Below are 15,733 nucleotides of genomic sequence, written 5' to 3'. Positions count from 1 at the left end.
CGTATCGTAAGGTGTGTGTATGAAGTCATAGCTAAATACCTCCTAGTTGATATAATTCGTCAACACCATTATAACAGGATTTTTCACCTTCAATTTATAGTGTTGCACTTAAATTATACATTCTAGTAGAATAAGATAGTTCACTAAAAGAAAACCTACTGATTATCTAATATAGTCTTATAACTATTTTACAGAACTAAAATTGAACTTCTTTATAAAATATGAAATTATGTTATTAAAAAAATAATTTCTAAAAAATGATTTATTTATTTTTATATTAAACTAAATTGAATTATTTATGAGTGAAATGAATAAAGTCACATTTTATTTGATTTTTTTATCATTAAAAAAGTGTTTTATTTTTAATTTTAATAATATTGTATTAAAATAATGAATGAAGATAGAAAATATAAAAATATTATTTTATAATATTTTTTGTTTTTTTATCAAAATATTAATAGTATGTTTTAGAACATTTGTAATCGCTTTCTATAAATAGGATAGTTTATGTGAGTTTTAGCAATCATCGAAAAATAAAGAGGGTTATTCCGGGAATTTTTGATAAAAAAATGAGAACGTTTACTCTTTTGGTTCGTAGAGCTATATAAAAATAAGGGGGGGAGAATTTATGGAACATTTGCTATCTGCAACTATGCATCGTAGAATTTCAATCATTAATATTTTAACTAGTTCATCTAAATGGACAAGTGCAGAACGCTTATCTCAAATACTCAAGTGCTCGTCAAAAACAATTCTAAGTGATTGTCATTATATTGAAGAACGTTGGCCAGAATATTTAACTTTTGAATTATCCAAAAAAAAGGGGATACATTTAGAACTTTCACCACATCGATCGGTTCATGATGTCTATTTGGATATTATTCGCGAAACAAATGGGTTTATTTTGATAGAACATGTTTTTTTTAATTCTAAAAAGACAATAGAATATTGGGAATCCACCCTATTTTTAAGCTATTCTAGTATGTATCGTTTATTTAATCAATTAGAAAAGTTGTTAAAATCAAAAAATATTTTATTGAATCATAATCCATATTTTTTTTATAGTAAGGATGAGCGAGGTATTCGCTATTTTTTCACCTCCTATTTTCTAGAAATTTACGGCATGTACAATTGGCCTTTTCCAATTGATCGAGAAAAAATTATTATTTTAGCAAAAAAAATAAGTGATGATTTTCAATTGGCGTTTAATGATATTCAATTGAATCAATTAGCGTATTTGATGGCTGTTACAATTATCAGAGAAAGCCAAGGCTTTTTATTGAATTCTCATGATGACTTAAAAAAAATGTCTACTGAAAAAATAGACTATATAAAAAATTATGAAAGTTACATTTATGATATTGTACAACCTTTACAAAGTATTATTCCAAACAACTGGTTTAAGGATTTTTCGTGTTCCATCTTTTGGTGGAAATTTGGTTTTGATAATGAACAAGAGAGAAAAAATGTGAATTTACAGTCGTTAGAGTTAATTTGCGCTATTCAAAATAGTTTAAATATTCCTATTTCAGAAAAAAGTACAAAAGAAATTATGGATTTAATGGAATACATCTACATAAAAAATAAAATATATCCGTACAAAAAATATATGATTTACAATCGTTATTTATACTCAAGTAAAGCGATCAAAGAACATATTGTTGAGTTTGAAACAATCTTTCGAGCCACATTAGTAAACTTAGAAAAAAAATGTAAATTTCCTTGGGCTACTTTATACTCTGAAGAGATGCTTTATGAAATTACGATTCGTTGGAATGACTTACCTAGTTCTTTAGAGAAAATACGTATAAAATTAAGTGTAGCGATTTTAAGTGATTTGGGGAACAGTCACGGGAACTTATTAGCTTCTATACTGAAAAAAAATTTTTATAATAAAATAAATGTTTTTGTTCTGAGTAAAGAATCATTGCATGAATTAAATTTAGAGCATATGTCAAAATACGATTTATATATATCGAATTATACATTGAAAAATGTTTGTGATGATCGAGTATTTATTGTAGATGATATTCCATCTCTCGAAAACTTGATGGATTTAAGAGAAACGATTGACAAGAGACGTCCAATTCCTAAAAAAATAGTGTGAATTCTGTATAAAACGTATCACAATTACAGTTAGAAGTAATTATTTTATAGATGAATTAGTTGTCTCTTTAGAAAAAATCCTTTAATTGAAATTTTCAATTATTAGCTATGATTAGGAGTATAATTTGTGTTTAGTTAGGTTTACATCCTTAGTTGAACAATTCACCCCCTTAATTAGTATGAATAATATAATTTAAGAGTCACAGACTTTCTTTTCTTCAGAGTGACAGTTATAATAGATGGCGTAGGATTTAAAGAAAAGGGATGGGGCATGAATAAGAAACGAAGGAATATTGATAGCAGAATCGATTACGGTGTTTTATTACCTGTTTTTCTTCTATCTATTATAGGAATATTATCATTGTATGTAGCATTGTATAATGACCCAAATCGACCGAGTATTAGTTCAATACTATTAAAACAAGGTTTGTGGTATTTAGTTGGTGGATTGAGTATTGTGATTGTTATGCACTTTAATTCGAAATTACTCTGGCGCTTAACGCCTCTTTTTTATACGATTGGTTTGATTATGATGGCTTTACTGCTCAAATTTTACGATCCTTATTTGGAAGCACAAACAGGAGCGAAAAACTGGATTCGTTTTGGCGGAACGACTTTCCAACCATCAGAATTAATGAAAATTGCGTTTATTTTGATGCTTTCATACGTGGTAATCATGCATAATGTCAATCATCAAATACGGACATTAAAATCAGATTTATGGCTAATCGCTAAATTGTGTTTAGTTACTTTACCAGTCGTTATCTTAATTTTATTGCAAGATGATTTTGGAACGATGCTCGTCTTTTTAGCAATTTTTGCAGGAATTTTTTTAGTTTCAGGAATTTCTTGGAAAATTGTTTTACCAAGTTTTATTGTGGCAGGTCTAATTGGAATTGGAACGATTTATTTAGTAACGACTGATTCAGGCCGTGAGTTTTTGTATACATTAGGATTTAAACCATATCAATTTGAACGAATTGATTTATGGTTAAATCCATTTCACAGTGATCCAAACCGTTCATTTCAACCAGCATTAGCGTTGACTGCTATTGGTTCAGGCGGACTTTTTGGGAAAGGGTTTAATGTGAGTACAGTTTATGTGCCAGTCAGAGAATCAGATATGATTTTTAGTGTTATAGGCGAGAATTTTGGTTTTATTGGTAGCTGCTTTATTATTCTGTTATACTTTATATTGATTTACCGAATGATTCGTGTTTGTCTAGAAACAAATAATGAATTTTATACGTACATTGCAACAGGGATCATTATGATGATTTTATTTCATGTATTTGAAAATATTGGCGCCAACATTGGTTTATTGCCATTGACAGGAATTCCTTTGCCTTTTATTAGCCAAGGTGGTTCTTCCATTTTAGGAAATATGCTGGGCGTTGGGTTGATTATGTCGATGACATATCAAAAGAATGAATTTGCGCAAGAATAAAGGAAGAGAGAGTGGGAAAAAAATGTATACATTTTATTGGTATCCAAAATGTTCAACTTGTAAAAAAGCGAAAGCTTGGTTAGATCAAAATAATGTGAAATACGAAACCATTGATATGATTGAAACACCTCCTACTGCACAACAATTAGCAAACTGGATGGAACAAAGCGATTTACCTGTTCGTCGTTTTTTTAACACAAGTGGAATTCGTTATAGAGAACAAGGCTTGAAAGATAAGGTGAATGATTTTTCAATTAAAGAAGCAAGCGAATTATTAGCTACTGATGGGATGTTGATTAAACGACCTATTTTTGTTAAAGGTGATCAATTTATCGCTAATGGATTCAAGGAAGCCGATTATGAAGGGGCTGTTAAGTAATGGCAGAAGAAATCAAAGTAATCGATAGTTTATGGGTCTTGAAAACAGAAGCTGGGTATAAAATCGGTTTTACTAATCAAGTACAAGAGGATTTGGGAAATATTACCTTTGCTAATTTGCCTAAAGTAGGACAAGTTCTAGCCAAAGGAGATTCATTGATCGAAGTAGAAGCCGAAAAATCAGTCAGTGATTTCAGTACGCCATTAAGCGGTAAAATTGTCGCAATAAATGAAGCGGCAGAAAAAGATGCGAGCGTTTTGGATAATCAAGAACAAACCAATGCGTGGATTGCTGTTATTGATGCGACAAATGAAGCCGAATTAGACAAATAAAATCAATTGACAATCGAAATGGAAGTTGTTATAATTTCATCAATCTATTGAAAGAAAGCTTTGAAAAGAAGAGTATATTTCATTATTGTTTAAAGAGAACCCGGATTGCTGGAAACGGGCAACAAACATGGAATAGAAGATGGTCTTTGAGCAGAATAAGCGAGCAATTATTTGTGAACTTATTACAGGAGCGCCTGTTATAGCGCAACAGTATACAACAAACAAGTACTGTATAAGGTTATTATTGTGAGATAATAACGAACCAAGGTGGTAACACGAAAGACAAGCTTTCGTCCTTTTGACTCTATATAAAAGCAAAAGGGCGGAAGCTTTTTGCTGTGAATCACTACGACTGGCTATGCCAGAGTAGATGATGAACAGTACTTGGCGAGCAGAGCGAGCGAAGTAACCGTTGTCCCGAATCGCAGAGATTGGCTCCGACAAACAATCTGGATAACTATCGTGAAATACATAAAAAAATGTTCTGACTATTCAGAATGATTGAACGATTTCAACGTTAGTTTCTAAAGGTTACTATCTTGTTGTATAATGAACATAACGTAAAACAAAAGAAAGCTGAGGGAAAATAATGCCTCTAATTGAACTAAAAAATGTAAAAAAAGAATTTTCAGGGAAAAATGGTCAGGTTTTGGCTGTTAATGATGTTTCTTTGGCTGTTAATCAAGGAGATATCTACGGAATTGTTGGCTACTCTGGTGCAGGAAAAAGTACCTTGGTTCGTTTATTAAATGGCTTAGAATTGCCAACACAAGGCGAAGTTATTATTCAAGGTCAAGATATTTCAAAATTGAATAGTAGTGGTTTACGAAATTTCCGAAAAAAAATCGGGATGATTTTTCAACACTTTAACTTACTTTGGTCAAGAACAATCTTGGAAAATATTATGCTTCCACTAGAATTGGCAAATGTACCGAAAAAAGAACGTGAAGAAAGAGCGAATGAATTATTGACTTTAGTAGGGCTTGAAGGACGTGGTCAGGCTTATCCCAGCCAATTATCTGGCGGTCAAAAACAGCGTGTGGGAATTGCACGTGCACTAGCGAATAATCCTGAAATTTTACTTTGTGATGAAGCAACGAGTGCGCTTGATCCGCAAACAACGGATGAAGTATTGGATTTGTTACTTGAAATCAATAAGACACTTAAACTGACAATTGTTTTGATTACGCATGAAATGCATGTGATTCGAAAGATTTGTAACAAAGTGGCTGTGATGGAATTAGGGAAAATCGTTGAAGAGGGAAATGTTTTAGACGTCTTTAAAGATCCGCAACAAGCAGTAACGAAACGTTTTGTCCAAAAAGAATTAGAACCAAAAGAAAATACAGAAGAATTATTGCATGAGTTGATTCAAGAAAATCCAGAGGGAGTAGTTGTAACCCTTCAATTTAGTGGCGAAAATGCTAATGAACCTGTGATTTCTCAAGCTATTCGATTATTTGAGGTTGATATCAATGTCGTTCAAGGACAAGTACAGCAAGCAAAAGAAGGCGCATTTGGTTCATTAACAGTGATGATCACTGGCGATGATGACGAAGTCGCAAAAGCAATGACCTTCTTCAAAGAAAAAGAAGTCGGTATGGAGGTGTTGCACGATGGGGAATGAGACCTTTGCACAAAAGTATTTTGATTTTAGCCGCGTAAATCCAGAAACAATGAAACAAGCGGCAATTGATACCTTGTATATGACAGTTATTTCAATGGTATTTGTTATTATTATTGGTTTTTTATTAGGATTATTACTTTATAGTTTAAGTCGCAATAAATCTAGTGTTTCAAAAGTTTGTTATAGTATTTTATCGGTCGTTAGTAATGTTTTTCGCTCGATTCCCTATATCGTTTTGATTATTTTATTGATGGACTTTTCTAGAAAATTAGTCGGAACAGGAATTGGTGCCAAGGCTGCGATTCCATCATTGATTGTTTCTGCTTCACCTTTTTACGCTCGTTTGGTAGAAATTGCTTTTCGTGAAGTAGACAGCGGTGTGTTAGAAGCGGCAGATGCAATGGGTGCTTCTAAAATCCAAAAGATTTTTAAAGTTCTGATACCAGAAAGTATGCCCGCTTTATTATCAGGTATTACACTAACAACAATCACGATGATTGGTTTTACAGCAATGGCTGGGATTATCGGCGGTGGTGGACTTGGTGGATTAGCTTACCAAGAAGGATTTAGTCGTAATAATAATACCGTGACGTTAGTTGCAACTGTTTTAATTTTAATTATTGTGTTTATCGTGCAATTTGTCGGGGATCAATTAGTGAAACGCTCAGACAAACGATGACTATAAAAAACAACTAGGAGGAAGGTTCGTATGAAAAAGAAATTATTAGGTTTAGCTGCTTTAGCAGTTGTAACACTCGGGATCGCTGCTTGTGGATCAGGTAATAATAACACGGATGATAGTAAAAGTGCAGATAGTAAAGGTGGGGAATCGAACGTTTTAAAAGTTGGCGCATCAGCGACACCTCATGCTGAAATTTTGGAACAAGTGAAACCAATTTTGGAAAAAGAAGGCGTTGATTTAGAAATCGTGACCTTTGATGACTATATTTTGCCAAACAAAAATTTAGCTCAAGGCGATATTGATGCGAACTATTTCCAACATATTCCTTATTTTAATTTAGCAGTTAAAGAAAATAATTATAAATTTGCCAATGCTGGTGGGATTCACATTGAGCCAATGGGGCTATATTCTAAACGTATCAAAGATATTAAAGATTTAAAAGATGGCGCAACAGTTATTACTTCTAATTCAGAGTCTGATTGGGGTCGTATTATTACCATCTTGCAAGATGCTGATTTAGTGAAAGTAAAAGATGGTGTCGATTTAGAAACAGCAACATTTGAAGATATTGAAGAAAATCCTAAAAATCTAAAATTTGTTCATAATATCAATCCAGAAGTTTTAGCAACAACATATAACAATGACGAAGCTGATTTAATCGCAATCAATGCAAACTTTGCTTATAGTGCGGGGTTAAATCCAGTCAACGATTCTGTTTTATTAGAATCTGATAACTCACCTTATGTGAATATTGTAGCGGTTCGTGAAGAAGATAAAGATAATGAAAATATCAAAAAATTGATTGATGCATTGCATAGTAAAGAAATCCAAGATTGGATTTTAGAAAAATGGGATGGTTCTGTAAAACCAGTAGATAAATAAAATAGTTATAGTAAAAAAGATTGAGTGAAAAGCTCAATCTTTTTTTTACCCTAAAATAAACTTGAAACGAAAAGATAGCAAGCTGATTGATTAACATTCAGGCAGAGTTATTGTACCCTATAGATAAAGATAAATTGAGTATCTTATATTTTTTATAAGTGAACCATACTGAGAATCGATAATTAAAAAAAGGAGGAAATAAAAATGAAACAGGCATTTTTTAACAAAGCAGATAGAGCAGAAAAAAAGGAGAAGCGAAAAAATAAAAAACGCAATAAAAAGATACAAAAACAAGCAAATAAACAGATGCAAGAAGATGCAGAATTTACCTCTTTTTTTTCTGAAGTACTATCTAAATTTCCTGCAAAGACTGCGCAAGCCATTTTAGGAACTTATGATAAGACAAAAGGAACAGCAGAAAAAGTTTTAGCCAAAAGTCGCAGTCAATTTAATCATGTATTCGATGAATTTCTAGTGGGTGTTGATATAGAAACACGTAAAAAATGTCATAGTATCATTCATGCGGCTTCGTTATCAGCGGCGATTATTGGTTGCTCTCCGATTCCTTTTTCAGATGCGTTTTTACTTGTACCAGTTCAATTAACAATGATGTCACGTTTACATAAGTTATTTGGTCAGTCATGGGCTGAAGGCATGGGGAAAAGTTTGTCTAAAGAATTGGTTGTTGTCGGTTTAGGAAGAAGTGCCGTCGGAAATATCATGAAATTCATTCCAGCAGTAGGAACAGTTGCAGGTGCAGCAGTGAACGCGACCGTTGCAAGTGCCATCACTGAAACTTTAGGATGGGTAACAGTTAAAATGTTAAATGACGGAGAAGATATTTTTGACCAAGTGCTAACATTTAAGGGGCAATTTAAAACTGTATTTGGTGCCATTCAAGGGTCTAAAAAATAAAGAATCGTAGCAATAATGAAATCATAAGTCAAAATTAGGTGAGAAGTGCTTAAAATCAGGCTTGAATGAATGACTTTTTTTAAGGCGTATACTATTTCTTTGTTGCTAATTTAGAGATATTCTAAATTAGCTGATGATTTTTTCAAGAAAATATCATCTAATTAAGAATTATTCTTGCAAAGAGATTGCGATTCATTCTCAATTGGGCTAAAATGAATGAGAACGATAATAATTATTCAAAAGTTGGAGGGAATTGTAGATGTCTGTTTTAGAAATTAAAAATTTGCATGTATCAATTGAAGATAAAAAGATTTTAAAAGGTGTAAACCTGACGATGAAAACGGGAGAAATCCACGCAATCATGGGACCTAACGGAACTGGAAAATCTACGTTATCTGCTGCGATCATGGGAAATCCTAATTACGAAGTCACTGAAGGCGAAATTTTGTTTGATGGCGTGAATATCTTAGATCTTGAAGTGGATGAACGTGCGCGTTTAGGTTTATTCTTAGCGATGCAATACCCAAGTGAGATTCCTGGAATTACGAATGCTGAATTTATGCGTGCGGCAATCAATGCCAAACGTGAAGAAGACGATAAAATTTCTGTGATGCAATTTATCAAAAAATTAGATAAAAAAATGGCTCTTTTAAATATGCCAGAAGAAATGGCTGAACGCTATTTGAATGAAGGCTTCTCTGGTGGAGAGAAAAAACGAAACGAAATTTTACAATTATTGATGTTAGAACCAACTTTTGCTATTTTAGATGAAATTGACTCTGGTTTAGATATCGATGCATTGAAAGTTGTTTCAAAAGGGGTCAATGAAATGCGTGGCGATAATTTCGGTGCGTTGATCATCACTCACTACCAACGTTTATTAAACTATATTACACCTGATGTGGTACATATCATGATGGAAGGCCGCGTGGTGAAAACAGGCGGAGCTGATTTAGCAAAACGTTTGGAAGCAGAAGGATATGCGGGAATCAGCGAAGAATTAGGTATCGAATACAAAGAAGAAGCGTAAGGGGGACAAGATAAATGAAAGACGTAACCACGAAGAATTATCTTGACGACGTAAAAGCTTTTTCTGCTGAAAACGAAGAACCAACTTGGATGACCGAGTTACGTGTAGCGGCTTTAGAAAAAGCTGAAAAACTAACGTTGCCAAAAATCGAACGAGTAAAATTTCATCGCTGGCCATTATTTACGGTTGATAATGAAGCCTACTTACCTGAAGCAGGTTTTACCGCTCAATTTGATCAAATGAAAGATAACCCAGTATTGGTTCAACAAAATACTGTGACCGTTTTTGAACAATTATCGACCGACTTGATTGAAAAAGGGGTCATTTTTACTGATTTAAAAACAGCGATGGAAGAATATCCTGAATTAGTCAAAGAATATTATATGACAAAAGCGGTACAAGTAGATGAAGACAAATTAACTGCCTTTCATGCCGCATTTATGAATAGTGGTGTCTTCTTATACGTACCGAAAAATGTAGTGATTGAAGAACCAATCGAAGCGATTTTCTTGCAAGATGCGACAACCAAACAATCGTTTTTCAAACATGTGTTAATCGTTGCAGATGAGCACAGTGAGTTCAGCTATTTAGAACGTTTCCAAACAACAGAAGCAGGAAATGAAAAAGTTTCAGCAAATATTATCGTAGAAGTGATTGCTAAAGCTGGTTCAAAAGTGAAATACTCTGCGATTGATCAACTAGGAGAAAATGTGACGACCTATTTAAATCGTCGTGGACACATTATGCGTGATGCATCCATTGATTGGGCGATTGGCGCAATGAATGATGGCGACGTTGTTGCTGATTTTGATTCTGATTTAGTAGGTGAAGGATCTCATTCAGAAGTAAAAGTAGTCGCAATCAGTGCAGGCAAACAAACGCAAGGAATCGATACACGTGTGACCAATAAAGCCTCTCATTCCGTAGGGCATATTTTACAACACGGTGTCATCCGTGAACGTGGTACATTAACATTTAATGGAATCGGTCATATCCTAAAAGGAGCGAAAGGGGCCGATGCGCAACAAGAAAGCCGTGTCTTGATGCTTTCTGATAAAGCGCGTGGCGATGCCAATCCGATTTTATTAATTGATGAAAATGAAGTAACTGCTGGACATGCGGCCAGTGTTGGACGTGTCGATCCAGAAGAAATGTACTACTTGATGAGTCGTGGCTTAAGAAAAACAGAGGCAGAACGTTTAGTTATCCGTGGCTTCTTAGGTTCTGTGATTACAGCGATTCCAATTAGAGAGGTACAAAAAGAATTGGTAGATGTTATTGAAGGGAAGTTGAATGCATGATAAACGCAGATAAGATTCGGCAACAGTTTCCCATCTTGTTTCAAGAAGTAAATGACGAGCCGCTTGTTTATCTGGATAATGCAGCAACCACTCAAAAACCAAAAGTAGTTTTAGATCGATTGAAGTATTATTACGAACATGACAATGCCAATGTTCATCGTGGGGTCCACACCTTAGCGGAACGAGCAACGCAAGATTATGAAGCCGCTCGTGAAAAAGTTCGCGCATTTATTAATGCCAAAGAGACTGCTGAAACCCTATTTACTCGTGGTACGACTACGGGATTAAACTGGATTGCTAAAAGCTATGGCGACTTGGCAGTTGAAGCAGGAGATGAAATCGTGATTTCTTACATGGAACATCACTCAAACATCATCCCTTGGCAACAATTAGCGGAACGTAAAGGCGCAACACTAAAATATATCGAATTGACTGATGAAGGCTTTTTAGATATGAACAGTGCGAAAACACAAATTACAGATAAAACCAAGATTGTGTCTATTGCACATGTGTCTAATGTATTAGGTGTGATTAATCCAGTCAAAGAATTAGCTGAACTTGCTCATGCACATGGAGCGGTGATGGTGGTTGATGGTGCACAAGCTGTTCCACATATGCTGGTAGATGTTCGGGCAATCGATGCCGATTTTTATGCATTTAGTGGGCATAAAATGTGCGGACCAACTGGAATCGGTGTATTATATGGAAAACGAGCGTTACTAGAAAAAATGGCACCCGTTGAATTCGGCGGTGAAATGATCGATTTTGTTAATTTATACGATAGTACCTGGAAAGAATTACCATGGAAATTCGAAGCAGGAACGCCCAATATTGCGGGTGCGATTGCCTTAGGTGCGGCAATTGATTTCTTAACAGAAATCGATTTAGCTGAAATTCATGCGTATGAAGCAGAGCTAGTAGCCTATGTTTTACCAAAACTGTTAGCAATTGACGGTTTAACTGTTTATGGTCCACAAGATCCCAAAGACCATACCGGGGTGATTGCCTTTAATTTAGATGGCTTGCACCCGCATGATACAGCGACCGCTTTGGATATGGAAGGCGTAGCCGTTCGTGCAGGACACCATTGTGCGCAACCATTATTGAACTATTTAAACGTACCTGCTGCTGCTAGAGCAAGCTTCTATTTCTATAATACAAAAGAAGATGCAGATCGATTAGTTGCAGCAATTTTAGCGACAAAGGAGTTTTTCCAATATGGCTCTCTCTAAACTAGATAATTTATACCGTCAAGTGATTTTGGATCATTCTAGCCATCCGCATCATCATGGCAGTTTGACTGAATCAAGTAAAAAAATCGAAATGAATAATCCAACTTGTGGCGATGTGATTGAACTACAAGTGGACATTCAAGATAACATCATTAAAGATATTGCGTTTAATGGCAGTGGTTGCTCCATCAGTACCGCAAGTGCCAGTATGATGACAGATGCAGTCATCGGAAAAACCGTGACTGAAGCCGAAGAACTAGCGGAAGAATTTTCACAACTAGTTCAAGGAAAAGACGTGGCTGATGAGGAAAAACTAGGCGATGCAGCGATGCTAAGTGGCGTAGCCAAATTCCCAGCCCGCATCAAATGTGCCACACTTGCTTGGAAAGCGTTAGAACAAGCTGTCGAAAATGATGGCGAAGGAAAAGCTGGACAACTTCACTGTGAAGAATAAGTGAAACTAGAATGTAAGTAATAGGCTAAAAGTAGCAGTAAGAATTTCAGTAATTCGACCTAAAAAATTGAACACTAATTTTTCATAATTTAGCGTTAGATACCACTACTTTTAGTCGTAACGGATAGATAAGGGAAGGTGAAATAATCGATGAGTACTGTACCAGAGTTAGAAGAATATAAATTTGGTTTTCATGATGACGTAAAACCAATTTTCAGTACGGGAGATGGCCTAACAGAAGAAGTCGTTAGAGAAATTTCACGTATGAAAGAAGAACCTGAATGGATGTTAGAGTTCCGTTTAAAATCATTAGAACAATTCCATAAAATGCCGATGCAAGAATGGGGCGCTGATTTATCAGATATTGATTTCAGTAAAATTAAATATTTCCAAAGAGCCAGTGATAAACCTGCACGCGACTGGGATGACGTACCAGAAAAAATCAAAGAAACCTTTGAAAAAATTGGGATTCCAGAAGCCGAACGTGCTTACTTAGCTGGTGCTTCCGCTCAGTATGAGTCAGAAGTTGTTTACCACAACATGAAAGAAGAATTCCAAAAACTAGGGATTATCTTTACCGATACCGATTCAGCGTTAAAAGAATACCCAGATATCTTTAAAAAATATTTTGCAAAATTAGTTCCACCAACAGACAATAAATTAGCAGCTTTAAATTCAGCGGTTTGGTCAGGGGGTACCTTTATCTATGTACCGAAAGGCGTTCGTGTCGATGTACCGCTACAAACGTATTTCCGAATCAATGCTGAAAATACAGGACAATTTGAACGTACTTTAATCATCGTGGATGAAGGCGCAAGTGTTCACTATGTAGAAGGCTGTACAGCACCGACTTATTCAAGTAATAGCTTGCATGCCGCAATCGTAGAAATCTTTACCCATAAAGATGCGTATACTCGTTATACAACGATTCAAAACTGGTCAGACAATGTCTATAACTTAGTAACGAAACGTGCCAAAGCTTACGAAGGTGCAACGGTTGAATGGATCGATGGCAACCTTGGCGCAAAAGCAACGATGAAATACCCAAGTGTTTACCTTGATGGAAAAGGCGCGCGTGGCACGATGTTATCCATCGCCTTTGCAGGAGCCAATCAAGTACAAGATACTGGGGCAAAAATGATTCATAATGCACCAAACACCTCAAGTTCGATTGTCTCAAAATCAATCGCCAAAGATGGTGGTGAAGTGAACTATCGTGGCCAAGTAACCTTTGCTAAAGATAGTGCTGGATCAATCTCTCATATCGAATGTGATACGATTATTATGGATGATAAATCGAAATCAGATACGATTCCATTTAATGAAATTCATAATAGCCAAGTCGCATTGGAACATGAAGCCAAAGTTTCGAAAATATCGGAAGAACAGCTTTATTACCTGATGAGCCGTGGCTTGTCAGAACAAGAAGCGACGGAAATGATTGTTATGGGCTTTGTGGAGCCGTTTACGAAAGAATTGCCGATGGAATATGCGGTAGAGTTGAATCGATTGATTTCGTATGAAATGGAAGGCAGTGTAGGTTAAACCTGTTATAGGAGCTAGAACTCTTGATATATAAGGGCTCTAGCTTTTTTCTTTTACCTTGATATTAGAAATGACCAGCTTTTGACCAGCTTTTTTACTGATGAGCCATCATATCAGCAAACTCTTGCCCCGTTTTCTTAGGTGCGTTGTTTGTAATGTGTGCATAGATGTCTAATGTCACTTTACTATTTTCATGCCCTAATCGTTGTTGAACTACCTTAACAGATTCTCCAGCTTCTAATAGCAAACTAGCATGGGTATGTCTGAACCCATGAGGCGTAATACGAGGTAAGTTATACTTTTTCAAAATATATCTTAACCAATCATTCACAGTATTTGGAATGTATAGAGTGTTTTTAAGTGTTGTAAATAGATATTGATCTTCTGAGCTCGTATTATAGCCTAGTTTAAGATATTCAGTTCTTTGTTGTATCTTCCAGTCATTTAAGATTGCTAAAGTCCCTTTATCAAGAGAAATCGTTCTTCTTGAGGCTTTGGTTTTAGGCGTTTGGATTATGATATTCTTATGTTCATCAATCGCAACTGTTTTGTTAACATACAGTTCTTTATTAAACTGGATTTGAGTCAATATCTTGGACACATTTTAGTAGAGACGGTTATGTCATTTTTTCTTTTGCCAACTCTTCAAACTCCTGAGGAGTTAGATAATGAATTGAGCTGTGAATTCGATTCCGGTTATAAAATCCCTCAATATAGCTAAATAGTGCACGATTTGCTTCTTCAAAATCTGAATAGCTAGTCGTGTACACTTCTTCCTTCTTCAATGAGGCATGGAAAGATTCGATTCCTGCGTTATCATAAGGTGTCTCTTTTCTACTATAGGAATGCCTTATTTTATTAGTTTCAATCCATTTTTCGACTTCTGTTGCTGTATATTGACTGCCCAAGTCAGTATGTAGAATCATTCCTTCCGGAATGTGATAGTGTAGTTTTGCTTTATTCAACGTTTGAATGACACAATCCACAGTCATTCTTTTTGAAAATGTATAGCTAATAATTTTTTTCGTGTGTAGATCCATGATGGAAGACAAGTAACACCAACCGTTTTTTTTTAGTAGGAATGTAAGTAATATCAGCCGCCCATTTCTCACAGATAGTTTGAGTAGAAAAGTCCTGATTTAATATATTCTCTTTTGAAATAATCACTTTATTTGACCTTTGAGGTCTAAATTTTTTTACTACAATTGATCTTAAGTTTAATTGCTTCATTAGCTTTTGGACATGTTTAAGAGATACTGAAATGCCATCTTTTAATAAAACTTGATGGATTTTGGTGGCACCATAGCGTTGTTTATTCGTAAAAAAAATTTTCGAAATAATCTTTTTCAGTGTATTATTCTTGATTTCTGTAGCTGTCAATGGCTTGTTTTTATAAAAATAATAGATACTTCTAGGGATTTCTAATAACCGACATAACATAGAAACAGTGTAGTCCTTACACCATTTTTCAATAAACTGAATAAGCGAATTTAGGTTCCCCGAGAGAATATGGCTGCGGCTTTTTTTAAGATTTCAAGTTCCTCTTTCAAACGAGCATTTTCTTTTTTTAGTTCAGCTACTTCTTTTCCAGTCAGTCCTGTGGACTGATTAGGTAAATATAAATTCTTCCATTTGTAAATCGTCGCTTCAGATAAGCCATATTCTTTCGCCAACCCTCGAACTGAACGTCCAGTTTGATTCAGTTCAACAATCATCTGTTTGAAATTTTCTTCGTATCGCGTCATAAAAATTCATCCTCTCGTAGATAAGTTTAATTTATTTTTGTCTCTACGAAAAGTTG

General features: G+C 35.0%; 13 protein-coding genes, 2 pseudogenes and 1 other annotated feature. Of the genes and pseudogenes, 13 read left to right on the top strand and 2 right to left on the bottom strand.

Features of this window, described 5'->3' with window-relative positions:
• The first annotated feature begins 628 nt into the window (after positions 1 to 628).
• The 13 genes from ACYSNW_RS13760 to sufB all read left to right on the top strand — a co-directional run bounded on the left by ACYSNW_RS13760 (position 629) and on the right by sufB (position 13,932).
• Positions 629 to 2,107 (top strand): helix-turn-helix domain-containing protein, encoded by a 1,479-nt coding sequence (locus ACYSNW_RS13760; protein WP_461745401.1) that lies wholly within the window; start codon positions 629 to 631, stop codon positions 2,105 to 2,107.
• 270 nt (positions 2,108 to 2,377) lie between these two features.
• Positions 2,378 to 3,553, top strand: a complete 1,176-nt coding sequence (locus ACYSNW_RS13755) for an FtsW/RodA/SpoVE family cell cycle protein (protein WP_461745400.1) — start codon at positions 2,378 to 2,380, stop codon at positions 3,551 to 3,553.
• A gap of 22 nt (positions 3,554 to 3,575) precedes the next feature.
• The gene (locus ACYSNW_RS13750; RefSeq protein WP_461745398.1) at positions 3,576 to 3,932 is read left to right on the top strand and encodes an arsenate reductase family protein; all 357 of its coding nucleotides are present in this window, start codon (positions 3,576 to 3,578) and stop codon (positions 3,930 to 3,932) included.
• The gene (locus ACYSNW_RS13745; protein WP_461745396.1) at positions 3,932 to 4,264 is read left to right on the top strand and encodes a glycine cleavage system H family protein; all 333 of its coding nucleotides are present in this window, start codon (positions 3,932 to 3,934) and stop codon (positions 4,262 to 4,264) included. The genes ACYSNW_RS13750 and ACYSNW_RS13745 overlap by 1 nt, the downstream gene beginning before the upstream one ends.
• Positions 4,265 to 4,315: 51 nt before the next feature.
• Positions 4,316 to 4,565 (top strand) — a binding site (T-box leader).
• A gap of 288 nt (positions 4,566 to 4,853) precedes the next feature.
• Positions 4,854 to 5,891: a methionine ABC transporter ATP-binding protein gene (locus ACYSNW_RS13740; RefSeq protein ID WP_461745394.1), complete on the top strand. Its 1,038-nt coding sequence runs from the start codon at positions 4,854 to 4,856 to the stop codon at positions 5,889 to 5,891.
• Positions 5,881 to 6,570, top strand: coding sequence for a methionine ABC transporter permease (locus tag ACYSNW_RS13735; protein ID WP_461745393.1), 690 nt, complete (start codon positions 5,881 to 5,883; stop codon positions 6,568 to 6,570). Before ACYSNW_RS13740 ends, ACYSNW_RS13735 begins: the two co-directional genes overlap by 11 nt.
• A gap of 30 nt (positions 6,571 to 6,600) precedes the next feature.
• Positions 6,601 to 7,455 carry a MetQ/NlpA family ABC transporter substrate-binding protein gene (locus ACYSNW_RS13730; protein ID WP_461745391.1) on the top strand — a complete coding sequence of 285 codons (855 nt, stop codon included), beginning with the start codon at positions 6,601 to 6,603 and terminating at the stop codon, positions 7,453 to 7,455.
• 204 nt (positions 7,456 to 7,659) lie between these two features.
• Entirely contained in the window at positions 7,660 to 8,370 is a 711-nt protein-coding gene (locus ACYSNW_RS13725) for a YcjF family protein (protein WP_461745389.1), read from the top strand.
• A gap of 259 nt (positions 8,371 to 8,629) precedes the next feature.
• A complete protein-coding gene (gene sufC, locus ACYSNW_RS13720; RefSeq protein ID WP_461745387.1) occupies positions 8,630 to 9,400 on the top strand; it encodes a Fe-S cluster assembly ATPase SufC in 771 nt (256 codons plus the stop codon).
• Positions 9,401 to 9,414: 14 nt separating this feature from the next.
• The gene (gene sufD, locus ACYSNW_RS13715) at positions 9,415 to 10,701 is read left to right on the top strand and encodes a Fe-S cluster assembly protein SufD (protein ID WP_461745385.1); all 1,287 of its coding nucleotides are present in this window, start codon (positions 9,415 to 9,417) and stop codon (positions 10,699 to 10,701) included.
• Positions 10,698 to 11,933, top strand: a complete 1,236-nt coding sequence (locus ACYSNW_RS13710; protein ID WP_461745383.1) for a cysteine desulfurase — start codon at positions 10,698 to 10,700, stop codon at positions 11,931 to 11,933. Before sufD ends, ACYSNW_RS13710 begins: the two co-directional genes overlap by 4 nt.
• Positions 11,920 to 12,387 (top strand): Fe-S cluster assembly sulfur transfer protein SufU, encoded by a 468-nt coding sequence (gene sufU, locus ACYSNW_RS13705; protein WP_461745381.1) that lies wholly within the window; start codon positions 11,920 to 11,922, stop codon positions 12,385 to 12,387. The genes ACYSNW_RS13710 and sufU overlap by 14 nt, the downstream gene beginning before the upstream one ends.
• 150 nt (positions 12,388 to 12,537) lie before the next feature.
• Positions 12,538 to 13,932 carry a Fe-S cluster assembly protein SufB gene (sufB, locus tag ACYSNW_RS13700; RefSeq protein WP_461745379.1) on the top strand — a complete coding sequence of 465 codons (1,395 nt, stop codon included), beginning with the start codon at positions 12,538 to 12,540 and terminating at the stop codon, positions 13,930 to 13,932.
• A gap of 94 nt (positions 13,933 to 14,026) precedes the next feature.
• On the opposite strand, the pseudogene ACYSNW_RS13695 reads toward sufB, so the two are convergent.
• Positions 14,027 to 14,506: pseudogene (locus ACYSNW_RS13695) on the bottom strand (site-specific integrase); the annotation flags it as partial.
• 43 nt (positions 14,507 to 14,549) lie between these two features.
• Positions 14,550 to 15,677: pseudogene (locus ACYSNW_RS13690) on the bottom strand (IS3 family transposase).
• Positions 15,678 to 15,733: the final 56 nt, after the last annotated feature.

Source organism: Enterococcus sp. LJL99 (assembly GCF_054871725.1).
The sequence above is the reverse complement of the archived record's forward strand: the minus strand, read 5'-3'. Positions and strand labels throughout refer to the sequence as shown.

What these genes read in the sequence shown, in the direction of transcription:
- ACYSNW_RS13760 (WP_461745401.1), top strand. Translation starts at nt 629, where the DNA reads ATGGAACATTTGCTATCTGCAACTATGCATCGTAGAATTTCAATCATT.
- ACYSNW_RS13755 (WP_461745400.1), top strand. Translation starts at nt 2,378, where the DNA reads ATGAATAAGAAACGAAGGAATATTGATAGCAGAATCGATTACGGTGTT.
- ACYSNW_RS13750 (WP_461745398.1), top strand. Translation starts at nt 3,576, where the DNA reads ATGTATACATTTTATTGGTATCCAAAATGTTCAACTTGTAAAAAAGCG.
- ACYSNW_RS13745 (WP_461745396.1), top strand. Translation starts at nt 3,932, where the DNA reads ATGGCAGAAGAAATCAAAGTAATCGATAGTTTATGGGTCTTGAAAACA.
- ACYSNW_RS13740 (WP_461745394.1), top strand. Translation starts at nt 4,854, where the DNA reads ATGCCTCTAATTGAACTAAAAAATGTAAAAAAAGAATTTTCAGGGAAA.
- ACYSNW_RS13735 (WP_461745393.1), top strand. Translation starts at nt 5,881, where the DNA reads ATGGGGAATGAGACCTTTGCACAAAAGTATTTTGATTTTAGCCGCGTA.
- ACYSNW_RS13730 (WP_461745391.1), top strand. Translation starts at nt 6,601, where the DNA reads ATGAAAAAGAAATTATTAGGTTTAGCTGCTTTAGCAGTTGTAACACTC.
- ACYSNW_RS13725 (WP_461745389.1), top strand. Translation starts at nt 7,660, where the DNA reads ATGAAACAGGCATTTTTTAACAAAGCAGATAGAGCAGAAAAAAAGGAG.
- sufC (WP_461745387.1), top strand. Translation starts at nt 8,630, where the DNA reads ATGTCTGTTTTAGAAATTAAAAATTTGCATGTATCAATTGAAGATAAA.
- sufD (WP_461745385.1), top strand. Translation starts at nt 9,415, where the DNA reads ATGAAAGACGTAACCACGAAGAATTATCTTGACGACGTAAAAGCTTTT.
- ACYSNW_RS13710 (WP_461745383.1), top strand. Translation starts at nt 10,698, where the DNA reads ATGATAAACGCAGATAAGATTCGGCAACAGTTTCCCATCTTGTTTCAA.
- sufU (WP_461745381.1), top strand. Translation starts at nt 11,920, where the DNA reads ATGGCTCTCTCTAAACTAGATAATTTATACCGTCAAGTGATTTTGGAT.
- sufB (WP_461745379.1), top strand. Translation starts at nt 12,538, where the DNA reads ATGAGTACTGTACCAGAGTTAGAAGAATATAAATTTGGTTTTCATGAT.